Below are 19823 nucleotides of genomic sequence, written 5' to 3' on the forward strand. Positions count from 1 at the left end.
GTGGGCGACGACCCATCGCTCCTTTTGTGTGCTGAGTGTTATGGCGGGGGTGGGCTGTGGCTTGCTATCCCGGCGCCATCACTTATAATGAGACTATGACGATAATTCAGAGAAAAGTGGAGGGGTTCGATGAAACCAACACTACTCATTCAGGGGGAGCTGGCCCAGACCTGTCAGTTACTCCAACAATTGTTAATTGCTGACTTGCCGGTGGATTGCGTGGTTTTACCCGAGCACACGACCGATACGCCACAGTATCAATCGTTGGTCGTGGCCAGTGCCTTGTGTGCGCAGCTCTCTATTCGGGTGGGCACCAATACGGATTACGGTCAGGCGGCTTGGCTAGTGGTGCTTGATCGAACAGTCGAAGCGGTGACGCTGTCCGAACGGGTGGCCAACTTACGCCGGTTAATCAGTCGGAGTTTAGAAAATGGCTTTCAGGGGCAGATTATCTTTGCCGGCCAACACGACGACCTGCTCACCTACTTTGCCTGGAAATATTCTGGCGCAACGCCAGGGCAAATCTGGGGGCTGGGCACCTATCCCATGACGCGGTTGTTGACTTGTCGCCTGGCGGAGCGGCTGGGCGTGGGACCGGGAGCAATTCAGACCACGGTTGTGGGCCGATCAGTTAATCCGATTCCGGCATGGAGCCGAACCTACGTCGGGCCAACACCCATTTTGATGTATTTAGCGACCGCCGATGCGAAGTTTAACGCTGACGATCTGGGAAAAATGGGGACCTGGTTACAACGTGAAGCGATGGCCTCGCAGACGACCTTGCGCATGTTGGTGCTGATTCGTATCTTGCGGGCCGTTCTGGCTAACCAGCCCCTGATTGTGCCGGTTACGCATCCCCAACCGGCGACGCCAGCCTATGCGGCGGCCACACCGGTGTTAGTCACGGCGAACGGTTGGAAACCCTTGCCGAACTTGGCCTTGTCGGAAGATGAACAGCAGACTTATGCCGTCACGCTGGCCGCAATTCAAGACGAGATTGCCCAGGTTGAGGGCACGCAAACGGAGGGAAAGTAAATGGCACAAACGACAAATTATGAGTATCCACTGTACTCGGACTGGTCCACGGCCGATATCTTGAAGGTCACCCAGCTGTATCAAGCGGTTGAAGCGGCGTATGAACAATATCAGGGCGTGGCGGCGGCGACGATCCTGGCAGCTTACCGGGATTTTCAGACGGTGGTGCCCCAAAAATTTGAAGAAAAGCAACTGGATCGAGATTTTCAAACGGCATCCGGGTACAGTATCTACCGAACCGTGAAACTCGCACGACAGTTAGGAACGGGACAGGTCAAAATGAAAGGACCACAAAACTAATGGCAACGGATTGGCAACAATTAAGTCGAGACGTCGAGGCGCTTTTGAGAAAAGCCCGGCGGCAGGTCATGGCGAAGATGCAACAAACCCTAACGGTCGACGAGAAGACCGGGCGCAAGGACCTCGTCACCAATGTGGATAAGGGAAACGAGCAATTCTTGATTCAGGCAATTCGTCAGCTGGATCCCCAAGCGCAGGTTTTAGGTGAGGAAGGGTTTGGGGATCGGGTAACCTCCGTTCAAGGACGGCTATGGGTCGTTGATCCCATCGACGGCACCATGAACTTTGTCAAACAACGGGATAATTTCGCCATGATGATTGGAATTTATCAGGATGGTGTGGGACAACTAGGCTTCATTTACGATGTAATGAACGACGTCTTATATCACGGGGGACCACAGGTCGGCGGTGTCTGGGCCAACCAACAACGGCTGAGTGCGCCGGCGAATCTAGCCTTAGCGGACGGGCTGATTGGCATGAGCTCACCTTTAGTGATTAAGGACATTGCTCATACCCAAGCGATTGTGCATGCCAGTGCCGGGATGCGCATTTATGGTAGTGCCGGAATTGAAATGATTAATATTATGTTAGGCAAGACCTTAGGGTACATTTCTTACCTGAAACCGTGGGATTTCGCGGCGGGACAGGTTTTGTTAAATACCTTAGGGGTTCGGACCTCAACTATTGACGGACAACCGCTTGATATGCTATCATCTAACCTTGTACTAGTAGCGACGAAACAAGCGCAACGTGATATTCTCCAAATTGAAGAAGATGACGTCTCACTGTGACCCGGTCACAGTTTTTTTATGCGACCGGCCGGTATGGATGGACTTTGCCGGTCATTGACGCTACAATAAGGCGTGCTTACTCTATGGGTGCGCCAAGAACCATCTAATTCAACAAGCACGAAAGGAAGAAATACACTTGAAAACCAGAGATGATATCCGTAACATTGCCATCATTGCCCACGTTGACCACGGGAAGACGACCTTAGTTAACGAAATGCTGAAACAGTCCGATACGTTGGACTCCCACACGTCCATTGAGGACCGGGCACTGGACTCGAACGCAATCGAACGGGAACGGGGAATCACGATCCTGTCCAAGAACACTGCGGTTCGTTACGGCGACAAGCAAATCAACATTTTGGACACCCCAGGACACGCCGACTTTGGTGGTGAAGTGGAACGGATCATGCGCATGGTTGACGGCGTTTTGTTGGTAGTCGATGCCTACGAAGGAACGATGCCACAAACCCGTTTCGTTTTGAAGAAAGCCTTGGAACAACACTTGACCCCAATTGTGGTCATCAACAAGGTTGACCGTCCAGGCGCTCGTCCATCCGAAGTGGTTGACGAAGTTTTGGACCTCTTCATTGAATTAGGTGCCGACGAAGACCAACTGGACTTCCCTGTCGTTTATGCTTCAGCCATGAACGGGACTTCCAGTTACGATCCAGACTTGGACACCCAAGAACACACCATGAAGCCAATCTTTGACACGATTATCAAGCACATCCCAGCACCAATCGATAACGAAGACGAACCGTTACAATTCCAAGTTGCGATGTTGGACTACAACGATTTCGTTGGTCGGGTTGGGATCGGTCGGATTTTCCGTGGGAAGATCAAGGTCGGCGATAACGTGACTGTTATGAAGCTGGACGGCTCCAAGCAAAACTTCCGGGTTACCAAGTTATTTGGGTACTTTGGTTTGAAGCGTTTGGAAATCAACGAGGCCAAGGCCGGGGACTTGATTGCCGTTTCTGGGATGGAAGAAATCAACGTTGGGGAAACCGTTGTGGACCCGAACCACTTGGAACCACTTCCACTGTTACGGATTGACGAACCAACCTTGAAGATGACTTTCCGGACGAACGACTCGCCATTTGCTGGTCGCGAAGGGAAATTTGTAACGTCTCGTCAAATCGAAGAACGGTTGAAGCGTGAACTGCACACCGACGTGTCCTTGCGGGTTGACGACACGGATAATCCAGGTGCCTGGGTCGTATCCGGTCGTGGTGAATTGCACTTGTCCATCTTGATTGAAACTATGCGGCGTGAAGGTTACGAATTGCAAGCTTCCCGTCCAGAAGTTATCTACAAGACGGTCGACAACACGCGTTGCGAACCATTCGAATCCGTGCAAATTGACACCCCTGACGAATACACTGGGGCCATCATTGACTCCCTGTCCAAGCGCAAGGGTGAAATGAAGAACATGGAGGCCGTGGGTAACGGCCAAACTCGGTTGACCTTCTTGGCCCCAACTCGTGGGTTGATTGGGTACTCCACGGACTTCCTGTCCATGACCCGGGGTTACGGGATCATGAACCACACGTTCTCCAAGTACATGCCAGTGATTAAGAACTGGAACCCAGGTCGTCGTAACGGGACGTTGGTTTCCATCAACTCTGGTAAGGTTACGACTTATGCCATCATGGCCGTTCAAGACCGGGGAATTATCTTTACGCCTGCCGGGACGGAAGTCTACGAAGGGATGATCATCGGTCAAAATAGTCGTGAAAACGACATCTCCGTGAACATCACGCGTGGCCGGAACCAAACCAACGTCCGGGCCGCTGGTTCTGAAGATATTGCGAAGGTTAAAACGCCATTAGTAATGTCGCTGGAAGAATCTCTGGAATTCATCAACGAAGACGAATTCTGTGAAATTACGCCAGAACACGTCCGTTTACGGAAGCAAATCTTAAATACCAGTGAACGTGAAAAGGCAGCTAAGAAGTTGCGTCACGGGAACAACAAGTAATTGAGTACCTTTAATTAAAATTTTACCGGAAGATTGTGCGGGAAACCGTGTGATCTTCCGGTTTTTTTGTCTAAAATTCGGTAGGGGGTCACTGGAAAATTAAGAAATGTTAAAACGGGATGACCAAGCGTTTCACGGAAACATCTGTGATACAATTAAATTCGAGTTTGGTATAATGTAACCATTACGCGTCTGACGAGTTAGGTTAGCTGTCCGCGCACGGAACCCGGCAATTTGGGACAGTGTGGTAGCCGGCGGCCAATCAGTTAGCGACAGTTGATTTCAGCTAAGCAAACGACGCGGACAACATTCGAATGCCGGGGTTAACCGGCAGGCTTGGGGCGAACGAACGTATGCAAAGATTAAAATATTTAGACTATTGGCTGGCAGTTCCCTATCTGGTACTGAGCTTGTTGGGGATTGTCATGGTCTATTCAGCCAGTGCCGATATCGGCAATCAAAATGGGGGGAGTCCGACCAGTTACCTGATTAAGCAATCCCTGTACGTGATTTTGGGGTTGATCATTGTCAGTTTCATGTTGGCGATGAACTTGGAAAAACTGCGCCATCCCACTTTATTGCGAGGACTCAGTTACCTGGCGTTGGGTTCCCTAGCGGCCTTACTGTTGGTAGAGAAAACCGTCAATGGGGCGGCGGGGTGGTTTCACTTTGGCCCCATTAGTTTACAACCCGCGGAATTTGTGAAGTTTTACTTGATTATCTGGATGGCCAATACGATTACCAATCGGCAGGATGAGTTAGCGACTGAGGGCTGGTGGGCGACCATGTGGCAGCCCATCGTGACCAGTGCGCTGATTATTGGGTTGATTTTTATTCAACCCGATCTTGGTGGGGCGGCCATTAACGCCAGTATTGTCGTGGTCCTCCTCTTTGCCAGTGGGTTTAATTGGAAGCTTTCGACCGGGCTTATGAGTGGTGGCTTAATCGCCATCGTCGTGGTATTTATTCCACTGTTGGTCAAGTTGTCTGAGACCAGAATGGCCCAGGGATCTTATCAATTGCAGCGGATGGTTGCGTTCAAAAATCCGTTTGTGCACTCCCAAGGTGTGGGGCAGCAATTGGTAAATTCCTACTATGCGCTGAGTAACGGTGGAATCTTTGGTGTCGGGTGGGGCAATAGTATCCAAAAGACGGGATATTTGCCGGAACCCAATACCGACTTTATTATGGCGATTCTAGCCGAAGAACTGGGCTTATTAGTGGCCCTGGGCGTAATTGCGTTGCTCTTTTTAATGATTACCCGGATCGTTTTAGTGGGTGTCCGCAGTAATTCCACCTATTATGCGTTGGTGTGTTACGGGGCGGCGACCTACTTGACGGTGCAAACGTTCTTTAACATTGGGGGGGTCTTAGGCCTCTTGCCGATTACTGGGGTGACGTTCCCGTTCATTAGTTACGGGGGATCGAGTACTTGGACTTTGGCGCTGGTGATGGGTATCGTCTTAAACATTAGCGCGCGGCAGAAACATTACCGGGCGACACATTAAAAACGAAAAGGGATGAGTTTCATGGCATTTGACATTCAGCCACGGCAAAGTTTAATTGTTTACACGTATAGCTTGAAACAAACGCGCCAGCTGAAACGTTACGGTACCGTCATGTACGTGTCCAAGAAGATGCGGTATGTGGTCCTGTACGTGGATCAAAAAGACATTGATGAATTAACGCAAAAACTACAACGTTTACGGTTTGTTAAGCGGGTAGTACCGTCGATGCGGCCCCAAATTAATGAAACGTTTAATGGGGTGACCAACCCCGTGGAAGACGCGGAAGCAAAGGATGATGAAGGATGAGAATTGTGGCAGGTGACTTTGGCGGCCGACGGTTAAAGGCGGTACCCGGAATGGCGACTCGGCCCACCACGGATAAGGTTAAGGAAGCCATGTTTAACATCATTGGCCCCTACTTCGATGGGGGCCAGAGCCTGGATCTATTTGCGGGCTCTGGGGGCTTGAGTATTGAGGCCGTTTCCCGGGGGATTGCCCGGGCGGTCTTGATTGATCGGCAGTACGCGGCCATTAAGACCATCAAGGATAATGTGGCGGTCACCAAAGCTCCCGAGCGATTTGAGATTTTGAAACGCGACGCTAAGCGGGCGGTTCCAGAACTAGCGAGCCGGGGCGAACAATTTGACCTCGTCTTTTTCGATCCACCGTACGCCCAACAAAAGATTGTTCAGCAGATGACGCAATTGCGGGAGCTGAACCTATTAACGGCGACGGCTCGCATTGTGTGTGAGACGGATCAACAGGCCCAGTTACCGGAAACGGTCCCGGGGTTCACCTTCATTGAGCAGCGCAACTATGGCATTACAGTCTTAACGATTTATGCAATAGGAAGGGATTAAACATGACAATTGCGGTTTTTCCGGGGAGCTTTGATCCCTTAACCAACGGCCATTTAGACTTAATCACCCGGGCCAGTCGCCTATTCGATCAGTTGATTGTGGCGGTGGGACAGAACACGGCTAAGCAGGGCGTCTTTACGCCCGCTGAACGGGTTGCCTTTATCGAGCAGAGTGTCGAGAAGTTACCCAACGTTACGGTGCGGGTAGAAACGGGACTGACCGTGGCATTCATGCAGCAATGTCACGCCACGGTGCTGATTCGGGGACTGCGCAATAGCACCGACTTCGAGTACGAGCAAGGCATCGCTGGGATGAACCGTCATCTGGATGCGCACATTGAGACGGTGTGCTTGATGGCCGATCCGCAGTACCAGTTCGTATCGTCGAGTCTATTACGCGAAGTCGCCAAGTTTGGCGGTGACTTGACCACGTTGGTTCCGGTTCCGGTCGCTCAGGCGTTGGCCCAACGGTTGGGAAGTGACCAACCATGATGCGGCGATTACGACAAATCACTCGGGAACAACGGACCCAATTTGTGGGGATGCTAGTGGCACTTTTGGCGATCTTAGCTTTCTTTATGTTGCCCTTACCGGAATACATCGAGGGCCCGGGGTCGGCGGATAATTTGAAATCGTTCGTGAAGATGCCCGGCCATCCGGATAAACGAAGTGGGAAGTTCATGATCACTTCCGTGGCGGTCGCCCAGGCCCGGCCGGTTAGCTATTTGTACGCCAAGCTCAATCCCCATTATTCGGTGGAATCCACGGCGAATGTCACGGGAGGCGAAAGTAACGCCACCTATGACAAGGTGCAGGACTTCTACATGCAAAGTGCGATCAATGAATCGATCTACACGGCTTACCGGGCAGCTAAGCGGCCGGTGACCCGGCAATATCTGGGGATTTACGTGGTCAGCGTGGACGCCCAATCGCCGTTTAAACGGGACCTACACGTTGGTGATACCGTGACCAAGGTTAACGGCCGGCACTTCAACAACATGGTCGGCTATCAAACCTATATCCAACGCCAAAAGGTTGGTAGCCGGGCCACCATTACCTATCAACATAACGGCAAGACCCGTACGGCCACCGCAAAATTGATGAGTCTGCCAACCAAAAAGGCCGGAATCGGCATCACGTTGACCGATAACGTCAAGGTCGTACCCCAGACTAAGGTTACCGTAAATCCCGGTAACATTGGGGGCCCGTCGGGGGGGCTGATGTTTAGTCTTCAAATCTATCAACAACTGACCAACGAAAACCTGCGTCACGGCCGCAAAATTGCCGGGACGGGGACCGTGGACAGTAACGGTGACGTGGGAGAAATTGGCGGAATCGATAAGAAGATCATCGCCGCTAAGCGGGCCGGGGCCACCATTTTCTTTGCCCCGTACGTCAAACCCACCAAGGCTTTGTTAAAGTACGAGGAACACCACCAGACAAACTATCAGTTAGCTAAGGCTACGGCGAAGAAGTACGCGCCGAACATGAAAGTTGTTCCGGTGAAGAACTTTCAGGATGCCTTGCACTATCTCCAAACGCATCCTTAACCCCAGTCAGGTTGCCACCTTTCCAGCGAAAGGTGGTTTTTTTATCGTCTAAAAAAATTGATGCGCGGTTAGCCGGAGTTATCTGTGTCACGAGGAGGTGAGAGGCATGCAACGACTTATGGATTGGTGGGAAGAGCTTCCCCGCTACCAACGACTATTAGGTCTGCTGATGGTGGGCGGGTTGATGCTAGGCCTGTGGGGCGTCTTACGCCCCGGTTCAGCAGCGTCTAGCACCGGACTAGGAACCCCGCCACCCCCGGCTACTACGGGGATGGCAAGTTCATCAGGGACTGGTTCGACGCGGGCGAGTCGTCCCAGCGCAGGGGCTTCCGGGGCGAGTCACGACACTCAGGTTTGGGTCGACGTTCAGGGCGCGGTCAACCACCCCGGTTTGTATCAGTTTGCCCAGGGGATGCGGGTGGCCGATGCACTCAAAACGGCTGGTGGACTGACCCCGCGCGCGGATCGGCGCCAGATTAATTTAGCCTTACGCTTGACGGATCAGCAACAACTTTACGTCCCCTTAAAGGGCGAGAAGGCTCCAGCAACAACGGCTGTCAGTGGGACTGGCGGCACGGGAACACCCGCCAGCGGGGCAACGAGCGGGTCCGGTTCGAGCGGAGCACCGGTCAATTTGAATACGGCAACCGTGACCGAATTACAGCAACTCACGGGGGTTGGGGCGAAAAAGGCGCAGAAAATCGTGGACTACCGGACCGAACACGGACCGTTTAAGAGCGTCAAAGATCTGACACAGGTCGCGGGCTTTGGGGAGAAGACGGTCGCCCATTTACAAGCCCAACTGACGACTTAGGGCGTGGTATACTGAATTGTAAACTGAAGAAACGGGGTACCAGCGACATGACTAAAGAACGAATTCCGTGGGACCAATATTTTATGCTACAAGCGTTAGTGATTTCGACTCGGAGCACCTGTAACCGGCTGTCTGTCGGAGCCATTGTGGTTCGCGATCGCCGCATCATTGCGGGCGGTTACAACGGCTCGGTTTCGGGTGACGACCATTGCCTAGACCAGGGGTGTTACCTGGTCGACGGGCACTGTGTCCGGACGATTCACGCAGAAATGAACGCTGTTTTGCAGTGTGCCAAGTTTGGCGAGGCCACGGATGGCGCGGAAATCTACGTTACGGACTTCCCGTGCTTACAATGCACCAAGATGCTGTTACAGGCGGGGATCACCAAAATTACCTACCTGCGGAATTACCATAACGACCCGTACGCCCAGAAACTGTTAGATTTAAAACACGTGGCTGTGCAACAGGTCACTGTTGATCCACAGCTGTTAACGCACTTATCGTTTGACCAACCGAAAACGGGGCAGTGACTGCGGCCCACTGGTTTTTGGCCAGTCTACCGGTCGCCGCGTTAAGCGTGATCTTAGGGGGTCACTGGTTAGGCGGCGGGTTACTGCTAGTCTTGAGTATCGGACGGGTCATCACGTTGCGGTCGTTACCCACTCTACTAATGACCGGGGGATTATTGCTGGGATTTGCCGGGTGGTTTGGTTGGCGCCAAACACAGTTAGCCCACCGCCAACTCGCCGTGACGACGCTTCAACCGGTTACCTTACGTTTACGGGTCCAACCGGACAGTCCTGTGATTCACGGTAGCGGGTATACACTCGTGGGACAACAATTAAACGGGGAGCGCCTGACGGTTCATGGCACGCTGCACTCAGCTGATGAATTAGCGCATCTGCGGCAACTCCGGCACCCCACTTGGTGGACGGTCACGGGTCAGGAGAGCGGCTTGCTACCAGCCCCGAACTTTAACCAGTTTGATGCGGCCCGCTACTGGGCCAATCGGTGCATCGTCAATACCGTGAGGGCGACGAGTGTGACCTGGCGACCGGCTCCAAGCCGGGGGCTGACTTGGTGGACGGATACCTGACATGGCTGGCGCAGTGGTCTGATTCGATACTGTGAGCAGTTACCCGGAGCGTTACGGGTGTACGCGCTAGGCCTGTTCCCGGGTAGTCGGGCCAGTGAGGCCCCCCAGGAGCTCGCCGGAATGCAGCAGCTAGGGTTGATCCACCTCTTTGCCATCTCGGGATTGCACGTCGCGTTGGTTCTGACGGTAGCCGAATGGGGGTTGATCCAATCCCGGTTACCGCGTGAATGGTGGGAGTGGGCCCTGCTAGTGGGACTCCCGGGATATGCAATCCTGGCCGGCAGCGGCAGTGGGGTCTTCCGGGCCTGCTGGATGCGCGGCTTACAATTGGGGGGCCGCCGGTTAAACCGGCCCGTTAGTCCGTTGGGCGCTTGGACGGGAGCCTTTTTGGTGGGGCTGGCGCAGAATCCGGGGTTGCTGTTCGAATTGGGCAGTCAGCTCAGTTACGGTCTTTCGTTGGCGTTGATCCTACTCAAAGAGGAGACGCCGCGTTGGCGGGAACTGGGGTTAACTCTGCTGGGCTTACCCAGTTTACTCAGTGGCATCTTTCAGTGGCATAGCCTAACGATTCTTGCCAACTGGGTGGTGGTGCCGCTATTTCCCGTACTCCTGTTACCCCTGACCGTGCTGGGTACGCTGACGGGACCACGTTTTCCCGCAATCACGAACGGATGTGCCGCTGGCCTAGCAGGGGTTGATGAGCTGTTGCGGCGGGTCGCAGCGTTACCGGGTAACGTGGCTTTTGGCAAGCCCGCTTGGGGAATTGCGGTCGCGTGGTATCTGGGAACTTGGTGGATTTGGAGCCGACCGCCTGAGCAGCGACGACGCTGGCTGGTGGGGTTGCTGGTGAGTTATGGTCTGGTGTTTGTCGGCATTCACTATCCGCTCCACGGCGAAGTGGCTTATTTTGACGTCGGACAGGGAGATAGCATCCTGATTCGTACGCCCGGTAATCGCCGAGTGACACTGATCGACGTGGGTGGGCGGCTCGCATTTCCCCAGCCTGCCTGGGCTCCGGTACAGCCGGTGACCTACGGCGCTGAGCACACCAGTGTGACCTACCTAAAGAGTCGGGGAATTACCCATATCAACGAGATTTATTTGACCCATCACGATGCGGACCACATCGGCGATCTGCCGGCAATCTTAGCCGAGTTTCGGGTCGATTGCGTGTGGGTGTCGACGGGGATGGCGCAGGAAGTGGCCTGGCAACGAACCGTGGCCAGGTACCCCGGCTTGCAGGTGCGCCCCTTACAGGTGGGCGTTCCGGCGTCACTGGTGGTCCACCATCCCTTCGCGGTCATGCCGGCCGATAATGCTGGTTCACTGGCTTTACAGGGGGACTTTGGTGGGTTAAACTTCCTATTTATGGGTGATTTAGATCAAGCGGGGGAGCAGAAGATTTTAGCGGCCCAACCCCAACTACAGACCGACGTGCTGAAGCTAGGTCATCACGGTAGTAAGACCGCCACGGCGGCGAGCTTTGTGGCCCAGGTCCGGCCCCGACTAGCCATTATTTCGGCGGGCCGGCATAATCGCTACGGTCATCCCAGCCCCGAAACGTTACGGACCCTGCAGGCGGCTCACGTGCCGTGGGCCAGTACCCAACAGCGGGGAATGATCCGGTACGTTTATCGGGGCCAGCATGGAACTTGGCAAACCAAATTGAATTTAAAAGGGGAATAACAGGCGTGACGATAACACAACTTTTAAAACAACTGGCGGCTGGTCAGGTGACCGCCCCCATCTACGTTATTTTGGGCGAAATGCCCTACTTTCAACACCGCTTAAAAACGGCCTTTAAGCAACTGGTGCCCACGGAAGAGCAGACGATGAACTACGCCAGTTATGACCTGGAAACGGTGCCGCTGGCGGTGGGACTCGACGATGCGATGGCGGCACCATTCTTTGGGGAACGCCGCGTAGTTTGTCTGGATAATCCCGTCTTTCTAACCGGAGAGACCAAGAAAAGTAAGGTTGACCACGATTTGAATAGTCTCGAACAATACTTAACGGCCCCGATGGCCAGTACGGTGTTGGTCTTTTTTGCCCCGTATGCCAAGTTAGATGGACGCAAGAAGATTGTTAAACAGCTCAAAAAAGTGGCCACCACGGTCGAATTAGGGGATTTTGCAGAACGCGAAGTCCGGCAGTTCTTTCAAGCACAATTAAAACAGGATGGTTACACCATGGTGCCGGCCGCATTGAACGACTTGATCCAACGAACGGATGCCGACTTGTCGTTGATGATGAATGAACGCGAAAAGTTGGAGCTCTTTACGTTACCCGATCACGAGATTCAGGTTGCCGCGGTTCAAGGCTTGGTCCGGCAAACGTTGACTCAAAACGTGTTTGATTTAGTCAACCGGGTACTGGCCAAGAATACGGCGGGGGCCGTGGCGTTGTACCGCGAACTCCTCCAAGCCAAGGAAGAACCCTTACGGATCAATGCCATTCTACAGGGACAGTTCCGTTTATTGATCCAGACCAAGGTGCTGGCCCAGCAGGGGTATAGTCAAGGCAAATTGGCCAGTACGCTCAAGGTTCATCCGTACCGGATTAAATTAGCTCTCCAGACACACCGCCGGTTTCACCTAGACGATCTTAACCGGGCTTACCTAGGCCTGTTTAAAGTGGAACGGCAGATGAAATCCACGTCTTTGGATCCCGAACTGCTCTTTTCACTTTTTATGACGCAGTTTGCGGGGCAAAAAGCCACGATATCATGAAAAATTAGCACACAAAAAGGCGCGACCAATTGCTGGTCGCGCCTTTATTACATCATCTCATGAGGTTGATGTGTGATTACTTAGCTAAACGGGCAGCCATCCGTGACTTGTCACGGGAAGCCTTGTTCCGCTTGATTAAGCCCTTAGTAGCAGCCTTGTCTACGGCAGCACTAGCTAAACGGAATAATTCTTCCGCGTTGTCAGCACCGGCAGTCTTAGCTTGTTCGAAACGCTTAACAGCAGTCCGCATTGCGCTTAATTGGGCGGAGTTACGTTCGTTAGCCTTAACGTTAGTCTTGGCCCGTTCGATAGCAGATTTGATAATTGGCATGAAAATTTCACCTCCGAATGAGAAATCCTGGTACCGGAAATCTTAATTTCAACGTATGTCATTATACAGAACCCTGAGAGGGAATGCAATACCTTCGCCGGATTATTGTAAAGCAATTTTACTTGATAGCTACTTTTAGCGAAAGTCTTGCGTTTTTACAACTTTTCCAGTATGATAAATAACTGTGTGAAAAGCACAAACCTCTGACTTAGTTTGCCGGCGGCCACCGACGGCTTACTCAGTTTGGGGCACTTATTTGAAAGGGTGGTAATTTACCATGGCTATCAGTCAAGCACAAAAGAACGACATCATCAAGCAATACGCACGTCACGAAGGTGACACCGGTTCGACGGAGGTTCAAGTTGCCGTTTTAACCGCTGACATCAACGAAATTAACAAGCATATGCAAGCTCACCGGAAGGATTTCCATTCCCAACGTGGGTTGATGAAGAAGATCGGTCACCGTCGTAACTTATTAGCTTACTTACGTAAGACTGACGTTCAACGTTACCGTGAATTAATCAAGAGCTTGGGCCTGCGTCGTTAATTCGCTGCTGGACCAACCAGTCCATTCCCACTGGGGATGGGCTTTTTTGTTTGGGCACCTCTCATCATAGTTCTGTATTTGGGTAAAGTATGGTAAACTGGGGTAAGTTTAACTACGGACGAAATTCGGTAACCTACCGATAAGCAATCTGCGCAACGTTGCGGGATTGACCAAAATTAAAGAAAAGATACTTGAGGTGAACTTATGAGTGCAAAAATTAAAATCATTCCGTTTGGCGGGGTCCGCGAAAACGGAAAAAACATGTACGCCGTGGACGTTAATGGCGGCATTTACATTTTAGATTGCGGGTTAAAGTACCCGGAAAACGAACTCCTAGGGATCGACGTAGTGATTCCAGACTGGGATTACCTGCGAGAAAATAAGGACCGCATTGTTGCGGTCTTTCTGACCCACGGCCACGCCGATGCGATTGGCGCGTTGCCTTACTTCTTGAGTGAGTTCAACGTTCCGGTGTTCGGATCCGAAATGACGATTGCGTTGGCTAAGATTAGTGTTACCGCTGAACCGAAGGTCAAAGACTACGATGACTTCCATGTCATTGACGAAAAAACCGAAATCGATTTTGGCGACGTGGTCGTTTCCTTCTTTGCCACGACGCATTCGATTCCCGAATCACTGGGAATTGATTTGAAGACCGACGAAGGTCAAATCGTCTATACCGGTGATTTCAAGTTTGATCAGACCGCTCAACCAGGTTACCAGACCGACTATGCGCGGTTGGGAGCCATCGGTCAAGCGGGTGTCTTAGCGCTGTTAAGCGATTCCGCTAACGCTGAGAACCCAAAGATGAACGCCTCGGAGCAGGAGCTGGCAGAGGCCATTGAAGAGACCTTTCATTACCGGGATGGTCGGATTATTGTGGCTTGCGTGGCCTCGAACATCTTACGCATTCAGCAAATCTTCGACGCTGCCGTCAAAACGGGGCGCAAGGTCTGCTTAACGGGGCAAGACCTGGAAAAGATTGTCCACACGGCGATGGACCTCGGAAAGTTGTCCTTTGATGATGACCTTTTGATCACGCCTGACCAGGTAGCAGCTCTAGATCCTACCGAAACGGTAATTCTGCAAACGGGTAAGATGGGGGAACCCATCAAGGCGTTGCAACGAATGGCCAACAAGCAAGAAAAACAGTTAAATATTCAACCCGGTGATTTAGTCTACATCGTGACAACTCCGTCACACGCGATGGACACCACGGTGGCGCAAACGCGGGACATGATTTATCGCGCTGGTGGAGAAGTTAAGGCAATTTCCGATGAGCTGAATTCGTCGGGACACGCCTACAAGCGGGATCTGCAATTAATGCTGAACCTGATGAAGCCCCAGTACTTAATCCCAATTCAGGGAGAATACCGGCTCTTGAACGCTCACGCCCAAGCAGCCCTGGAGCTAGGGATGCCGGCTGACCACATCTTCATCCTCGCCAAGGGCGATGTGTTGACTTATGCGGACGGCGAAATGGGCTTAGGTGAAGGTATCGACGTGAGTGATACCATGATCGACGGGATTGGTGTCGGAGACATTGGTAACATTGTGTTGCGGGACCGAAAAGTCTTAGCTGATGATGGAATCTTTATTGCCGTGGTGACGATTGACCGCAAGAAGAAGCAAATCGTGGCGGCCCCGAAGATTACGTCGCGTGGGTTTGTATACGTGAAGGCTAATAAGGATTTAATGCAGGAGAGTTCTGACATCATTTGTAAGACGGTTCAAAACAACCTCGACAACAAAGAGTTTGACTGGGGTCACTTGAAACAAGACGTGCGGGAACATCTGAGCCATTACCTCTTTGATCAGACACACCGGCGTCCCGTCATCCTGCCCGTGATTATGGAAGTCAACCAACATCACCGGCGGACTGGGAAGAGCAAGTCGGCTAAGCCGGAAGCCAAGTCAACCGCTAAGGGACACAAGGCTAAGGGTAAGAAGGCAGACAAGACGACTAAAGCTACTCAGACGGCCACCGAGCACTCTAAGAGTAAGAATCATCGGTGTCGGCGCCGGAGTAACCACTCGGCTACGACGAACAAAGTCTAAATGAATCTGGGCCAACTTCCGCTAAGGGAGGGGGGCCCTTTTCGTTTCTATTAAATAAGGAGGGAGTTTATGGATTCGGCACGATTTCAGCAGGCGTTAGCGGCGTTTCGTCAAGAACAGTGGTCGCAAGCTAGTGCGGCGTTTACAACCCTTTATCAGGCGCAGCAGACGGCAGAATTGAACCGTTACTTGGCCACAAGTCTGTACCGTGACCAGCAGTTTCTTGCTGCCGAGCAGATTGCTGCTGAAAATGACCGCGCGTACCTGATTAATCAAGAATGGTTTACCCAACGGCTGGCCATTGCCCTTAAAAATCAACAGTTTATTTTCGCTCGCCAATGGTGTGCTTTGCCACAGGCGCAAGCGTGGAAGGCGGCTGGATTAGCGCAAATCGAGACGGCGGAGGAGCAGTCGCGTCGAACGTTAGGGGCGACTCAGCGAGTGATTGCCAAACAATTCTATCACCTAGGAGATACTGAGCTGGGCGAACAGCGGCGACGCATTGAGCGCGCTCACCAACTCCCTTTACGGGAATTTCTACGGGGGGTGCAGTATTTATTGGTTGATCCGTTCCTGCACCCGTTATTACGAGCCACTTTATTAGAAGAACTATCCCGGCTACGGTTGACGACGACGGTGAAGCTGCAATGGTTGGATGACCAAATCTACCCGATTGAGACGGCTCATTTGGACTCGGTGACGGCCAGTCCGGCGGCTCAAGCGGCACTAAACTATTTAACGGTCCAGCTGGCCCAATCTAATCCTGGATTAATGGCTAATGTTCGGCAAACACTCAATTTGCAGTTGATGCTGCTTTATCCGTTTGCGGATCGTGTCGTTACCGCACCGGAAGTTTGGATTGATGAATTGATTGGTCGTCCCGTGCAAACGGGGATTAGCTCCGCCCAGGAAAAATACGTGAAAACTTGGCAAAAGCGCTTGGGGAAGCTCTTACAAGAACTATTTACCGCAATAAATAACGAAAAGCCCGAAAATTAGTGATTTTTTAGTTTACAAATAATTGGCGAGCAGATATACTAGTCAAGGATTCTTTTTTAGAGGGTTCCAGCTTTCCCTTTCAAAGAAGAAGTAGTATAATTTTACGCAAAGAGTTATTAATTTTCGTCTGAAAGTTAAGGATTCTTGCGATAAAATACAGGAGGGTTTCATTAATGGCTGAAAAAGAACATTATGAAAGAACTAAACCCCATGTAAATATTGGTACTATTGGCCATATTGACCATGGGAAGACGACGTTAACTGCTGCAATCACTAAGGTATTGGCTGACAAAGGTTTAGCTAAGGCCGAAGATTACGCAGATATCGATGCTGCTCCAGAAGAACGTGAACGTGGTATCACGATCAACACTGCCCACGTTGAATACGAAACGGAAAAGCGTCACTACGCTCACATCGATGCCCCAGGACATGCTGACTACATCAAGAACATGATCACTGGTGCCGCTCAAATGGATGGTGCCATCTTGGTTGTTGCCGCAACCGATGGTCCTATGCCACAAACGCGTGAACACATTCTGTTAGCTCGCCAAGTTGGTGTTAACTACATCGTGGTCTTCTTAAACAAGACCGACTTAGTTGACGACGACGAATTGGTTGACTTAGTTGAAATGGAAGTTCGTGAGTTGTTGTCCGAATACGATTACCCTGGTGATGACATTCCTGTTATCCGCGGTTCTGCCTTGAAGGCTCTTGAAGGCGACCCAGAACAAGAAAAGGTTATCTTACACTTAATGGATGTCGTTGATGACTACATCCCAACGCCAGAACGTGACAACGACAAGCCATTCTTAATGCCTGTTGAAGACGTCTTCACGATCACTGGTCGTGGGACGGTTGCTTCCGGTCGTATCGACCGTGGGACTGTTAAGATTGGTGACGAAGTTGAAATCGTTGGTTTACATGACGACGTATTGAAGACGACCGTTACTGGTTTGGAAATGTTCCGGAAGACGTTGGACCTTGGTGAAGCCGGGGATAACGTTGGTGCCTTACTTCGTGGGGTTAACCGGGAACAAGTCGTTCGTGGCCAAGTTTTGGCAAAGCCAGGTTCGATCCAAACCCACAAGAAGTTCAAGGGTGAAGTCTACATCTTGAGCAAAGAAGAAGGTGGCCGTCACACGCCATTCTTCTCCAACTACCGTCCACAATTCTACTTCCACACCACTGATATCACTGGTGTTATCGAATTGCCTGATGGTGTAGAAATGGTTATGCCTGGTGATAACGTGACGTTCACTGTTGAACTGATCCAACCAGCTGCCATTGAAAAGGGTACGAAGTTCACTGTTCGTGAAGGTGGCCACACCGTTGGTGCCGGTACCGTTACGGAAATTGACGACTAATTAAGTTTTCTTAATTAGCTGTACCGCAAAAAGGAGTGCGAAAAGCTTTGCTTTTCGGCTCCTTTTTGTATGCCCAAAGAAATTCGGTCCATGGCTGTCACCCTGGTAGGTAAGCTCGCCGATGATGATTTTTGGCCGTGAGCACGGGCCTAGGTTTAGGGGGTGGATGAGTGAAGTGATCCGTGTCCTGTGATAGGTTCGGTAACCAGTGAAGACCGAGTTTGGCGGCTCAATCGTTAGATACCGCGGTTAAGCGTGTGTGCGGGTGAGTGGCGTTGTGTCGCACCGGATTGGGTCACGTATGGTCGTGCCGGCAAGTGGCAATACTAGTGGTGAGCTGTTGGGCAGTTACTTGAGGCCGGTGACGGAAAGTGGTACCATTTTAAGGCCGTCTAAATTCACAACCCCGGCTGGTTGAGGGGAGCGAATCCGCGCCATTCACGGCTTTTAAGCAAAAACCATTTTACAATTGGCAACGGTTAAGGTACACTAAGACAGTATGCAATTGCTAGAATTGTAAATAGTAATATCTTTCATTTCGGAGGGAATACAATGGCTGCAAAGTGGGAAAAAAAGGAAGCAAACAAGGGTGAATTAACCTTTGAAATTGCCCCTGATAAGATTAAGGAAGGTTTAGACAAAGCTTTCCAACGCACCAAGAAGAACCTGGCAGTGCCTGGTTTCCGTAAGGGCCGTGTGCCACGTCAAATCTTCGACCAAATGTACGGTGAAGAAGCATTATACCAAGATGCTTTAAACATTGTTTTACCTGATGCTTACGAAGAAGCTATCAAGGAAACGTCCATCGAACCCGTCGACCAACCTCAAGTGGATGTTGAATCCATGGATAAGGGTAAGGCCTGGGTTTTGAAGGCCGTTGTTACGGTTAAGCCAGACGTTAAGTTGGGCGACTACAAGGGCTTAAGTGTCACGAAGCAAAACACGCGGGTTTACCAAAAAGACATCGATGCTGAATTAGAAAAGCAACGTCAACAACAAGCTGAATTAGTGTTGAAGGAAGACCAACCAGCCGCTAAGGGCGATACGGTGGTTATTGACTTCGACGGTTACGTTGATGGCAAGCAATTCGATGGTGGTAAGGCTGACAACTACTCCTTGGAATTAGGTTCAAACTCCTTTATCCCTGGCTTCGAAGATCAATTAGTTGGTCACAAGGCGGGCGATGACGTGGACGTTAAGGTCACGTTCCCTAAGGATTACCAAGCTAAGGACTTACAAGATAAGGAAGCTACCTTTAAAGTAACGATCCACGAAGTTAAGGAAAAGCAATTACCTGAATTAGATGATGAATTCGCTAAGGACGTTGACGAAGACGTTGACAGCTTAGAAGAATTACAAGCTAAGACTAAGGATCGTTTGAAGGAACAAAAGACGCATGCGGCTCACGATGCGATTGAAGACGAAGCCATCAGCGAAGCTGTTGACAACGCCGAAATCGGTGACGTGCCAGAAGCCATGATCAAAGATGATATTGATCGTCAAATGGAACAATACTTGGCTAACATGCAACAACAAGGGATCCAACCTAAAATGTACTTCCAGTTGACCGGGACCACGGAAGACGATTTGCGGAAGCAATTCGCCGATGGTGCCGAAAAGCGGGTTAAGACCAACTTGGTCTTGGAAGCCGTTGTGGAAGCTGAAAAGATCGAACCAACGGAAGACCAAGTTAAGGCCGAAGTTAAGGATCTTGCCAGCCAATACGGCATGGAAGAAAGCGCCGTTCGCAGTGCTCTTTCCGACGACATGTTAAAGCATGACATCGCCATTAAGAGTGCGGTTGACCTGATTGCTGATTCCGCTAAGCAAGACAAGAAGAAGGACGCTGACAACGACTAAG

At 51.3% G+C, this 19823-nt stretch carries 20 protein-coding genes; 19 read left to right on the top strand and 1 reads right to left on the bottom strand.

The features are described 5' to 3' along the window. Nucleotides 1-129: 129 nt before the first annotated feature. The 14 genes from RI501_RS06245 (at nt 130) to holA (ending at nt 12663) form a co-directional block, all read left to right on the top strand. Complete coding sequence (locus RI501_RS06245) at nt 130-1035, top strand: Rossmann-fold NAD(P)-binding domain-containing protein (protein WP_313820895.1); 906 nt, start codon at nt 130-132, stop codon at nt 1033-1035. Then, a complete protein-coding gene (locus RI501_RS06250; RefSeq protein WP_313820897.1) occupies nt 1036-1335 on the top strand; it encodes a UPF0223 family protein in 300 nt (99 codons plus the stop codon). Continuing rightward, nucleotides 1335-2126 (top strand): inositol monophosphatase family protein, encoded by a 792-nt coding sequence (locus tag RI501_RS06255; protein ID WP_313820899.1) that lies wholly within the window; start codon nt 1335-1337, stop codon nt 2124-2126. Before RI501_RS06250 ends, RI501_RS06255 begins: the two co-directional genes overlap by 1 nt. Before the next feature lie 136 nt (nt 2127-2262). After that, nucleotides 2263-4107 carry a translational GTPase TypA gene (gene typA / locus RI501_RS06260; protein ID WP_313820901.1) on the top strand — a complete coding sequence of 615 codons (1845 nt, stop codon included), beginning with the start codon at nt 2263-2265 and terminating at the stop codon, nt 4105-4107. Between the two features lie 353 nt (nt 4108-4460). Further along, nucleotides 4461-5615, top strand: coding sequence for an FtsW/RodA/SpoVE family cell cycle protein (locus RI501_RS06265; protein WP_313820903.1), 1155 nt, complete (start codon nt 4461-4463; stop codon nt 5613-5615). Nucleotides 5616-5636: 21 nt separating this feature from the next. Then, a complete protein-coding gene (locus RI501_RS06270) occupies nt 5637-5921 on the top strand; it encodes a YlbG family protein (protein ID WP_313820906.1) in 285 nt (94 codons plus the stop codon). Then, a complete protein-coding gene (gene rsmD, locus RI501_RS06275; RefSeq protein ID WP_313820908.1) occupies nt 5918-6475 on the top strand; it encodes a 16S rRNA (guanine(966)-N(2))-methyltransferase RsmD in 558 nt (185 codons plus the stop codon). Before RI501_RS06270 ends, rsmD begins: the two co-directional genes overlap by 4 nt. A gap of 2 nt (nt 6476-6477) precedes the next feature. Further along, nucleotides 6478-6966 (top strand): pantetheine-phosphate adenylyltransferase, encoded by a 489-nt coding sequence (gene coaD, locus RI501_RS06280; RefSeq protein ID WP_313820910.1) that lies wholly within the window; start codon nt 6478-6480, stop codon nt 6964-6966. Then, entirely contained in the window at nt 6963-8024 is a 1062-nt protein-coding gene (locus RI501_RS06285) for a SepM family pheromone-processing serine protease (RefSeq protein WP_313820912.1), read from the top strand. Before coaD ends, RI501_RS06285 begins: the two co-directional genes overlap by 4 nt. Before the next feature lie 106 nt (nt 8025-8130). Beyond that, on the top strand, nt 8131-8838 hold the full coding sequence (locus tag RI501_RS06290) for a helix-hairpin-helix domain-containing protein (protein WP_313820914.1): 708 nt from the start codon (nt 8131-8133) through the stop codon (nt 8836-8838). A 47-nt stretch (nt 8839-8885) separates the two neighbouring features. Further along, the gene (locus tag RI501_RS06295) at nt 8886-9368 is read left to right on the top strand and encodes a ComE operon protein 2 (RefSeq protein WP_313820916.1); all 483 of its coding nucleotides are present in this window, start codon (nt 8886-8888) and stop codon (nt 9366-9368) included. Next, nucleotides 9365-9934, top strand: a complete 570-nt coding sequence (locus RI501_RS06300; RefSeq protein WP_313820918.1) for a DUF4131 domain-containing protein — start codon at nt 9365-9367, stop codon at nt 9932-9934. The genes RI501_RS06295 and RI501_RS06300 overlap by 4 nt, the downstream gene beginning before the upstream one ends. Before the next feature lie 57 nt (nt 9935-9991). Beyond that, a complete protein-coding gene (locus RI501_RS06305) occupies nt 9992-11620 on the top strand; it encodes a DNA internalization-related competence protein ComEC/Rec2 (protein ID WP_313820919.1) in 1629 nt (542 codons plus the stop codon). A gap of 5 nt (nt 11621-11625) precedes the next feature. Beyond that, nucleotides 11626-12663, top strand: a complete 1038-nt coding sequence (gene holA, locus RI501_RS06310; RefSeq protein ID WP_313820921.1) for a DNA polymerase III subunit delta — start codon at nt 11626-11628, stop codon at nt 12661-12663. 76 nt (nt 12664-12739) lie between these two features. On the opposite strand, the gene rpsT is transcribed toward holA, so the two are convergent. Beyond that, on the bottom strand, nt 12740-12994 hold the full coding sequence (rpsT, locus tag RI501_RS06315) for a 30S ribosomal protein S20 (RefSeq protein WP_313820925.1): 255 nt from the start codon (nt 12992-12994) through the stop codon (nt 12740-12742). 277 nt (nt 12995-13271) lie between these two features. Here rpsT and rpsO point away from each other — a divergent pair, with 277 nt between their 5' ends. From rpsO to tig, 5 genes are all read left to right on the top strand, one after another. Then, entirely contained in the window at nt 13272-13541 is a 270-nt protein-coding gene (rpsO, locus tag RI501_RS06320) for a 30S ribosomal protein S15 (RefSeq protein ID WP_313820927.1), read from the top strand. 204 nt (nt 13542-13745) lie between these two features. Continuing rightward, nucleotides 13746-15599 (top strand): ribonuclease J, encoded by a 1854-nt coding sequence (locus tag RI501_RS06325; RefSeq protein ID WP_313820929.1) that lies wholly within the window; start codon nt 13746-13748, stop codon nt 15597-15599. 69 nt (nt 15600-15668) lie between these two features. Further along, the gene (locus tag RI501_RS06330) at nt 15669-16598 is read left to right on the top strand and encodes a hypothetical protein (RefSeq protein WP_313820931.1); all 930 of its coding nucleotides are present in this window, start codon (nt 15669-15671) and stop codon (nt 16596-16598) included. Between the two features lie 173 nt (nt 16599-16771). Further along, nucleotides 16772-17962: an elongation factor Tu gene (gene tuf, locus RI501_RS06335; RefSeq protein ID WP_313820933.1), complete on the top strand. Its 1191-nt coding sequence runs from the start codon at nt 16772-16774 to the stop codon at nt 17960-17962. A 552-nt stretch (nt 17963-18514) separates the two neighbouring features. Further along, on the top strand, nt 18515-19822 hold the full coding sequence (tig, locus tag RI501_RS06340) for a trigger factor (RefSeq protein WP_313820935.1): 1308 nt from the start codon (nt 18515-18517) through the stop codon (nt 19820-19822). The last annotated feature ends 1 nt before the right edge of the window (nt 19823 follow it).

Source organism: Levilactobacillus zymae (assembly GCF_032190635.1).
Taxonomy (GTDB): domain Bacteria; phylum Bacillota; class Bacilli; order Lactobacillales; family Lactobacillaceae; genus Levilactobacillus; species Levilactobacillus zymae_A.

Bases quoted from the DNA above. Each gene is read 5' to 3' on its own strand.
- RI501_RS06245 (WP_313820895.1), top strand. From the start codon at position 130: ATGAAACCAACACTACTCATTCAGGGGGAGCTGGCCCAGACCTGTCAG.
- RI501_RS06250 (WP_313820897.1), top strand. From the start codon at position 1,036: ATGGCACAAACGACAAATTATGAGTATCCACTGTACTCGGACTGGTCC.
- RI501_RS06255 (WP_313820899.1), top strand. From the start codon at position 1,335: ATGGCAACGGATTGGCAACAATTAAGTCGAGACGTCGAGGCGCTTTTG.
- RI501_RS06265 (WP_313820903.1), top strand. From the start codon at position 4,461: ATGCAAAGATTAAAATATTTAGACTATTGGCTGGCAGTTCCCTATCTG.
- RI501_RS06270 (WP_313820906.1), top strand. From the start codon at position 5,637: ATGGCATTTGACATTCAGCCACGGCAAAGTTTAATTGTTTACACGTAT.
- rsmD (WP_313820908.1), top strand. From the start codon at position 5,918: ATGAGAATTGTGGCAGGTGACTTTGGCGGCCGACGGTTAAAGGCGGTA.
- coaD (WP_313820910.1), top strand. From the start codon at position 6,478: ATGACAATTGCGGTTTTTCCGGGGAGCTTTGATCCCTTAACCAACGGC.
- RI501_RS06285 (WP_313820912.1), top strand. From the start codon at position 6,963: ATGATGCGGCGATTACGACAAATCACTCGGGAACAACGGACCCAATTT.
- RI501_RS06290 (WP_313820914.1), top strand. From the start codon at position 8,131: ATGCAACGACTTATGGATTGGTGGGAAGAGCTTCCCCGCTACCAACGA.
- RI501_RS06295 (WP_313820916.1), top strand. From the start codon at position 8,886: ATGACTAAAGAACGAATTCCGTGGGACCAATATTTTATGCTACAAGCG.
- rpsT (WP_313820925.1), bottom strand. From the start codon at position 12,994: ATGCCAATTATCAAATCTGCTATCGAACGGGCCAAGACTAACGTTAAG.
- rpsO (WP_313820927.1), top strand. From the start codon at position 13,272: ATGGCTATCAGTCAAGCACAAAAGAACGACATCATCAAGCAATACGCA.
- RI501_RS06325 (WP_313820929.1), top strand. From the start codon at position 13,746: ATGAGTGCAAAAATTAAAATCATTCCGTTTGGCGGGGTCCGCGAAAAC.
- RI501_RS06330 (WP_313820931.1), top strand. From the start codon at position 15,669: ATGGATTCGGCACGATTTCAGCAGGCGTTAGCGGCGTTTCGTCAAGAA.
- tuf (WP_313820933.1), top strand. From the start codon at position 16,772: ATGGCTGAAAAAGAACATTATGAAAGAACTAAACCCCATGTAAATATT.
- tig (WP_313820935.1), top strand. From the start codon at position 18,515: ATGGCTGCAAAGTGGGAAAAAAAGGAAGCAAACAAGGGTGAATTAACC.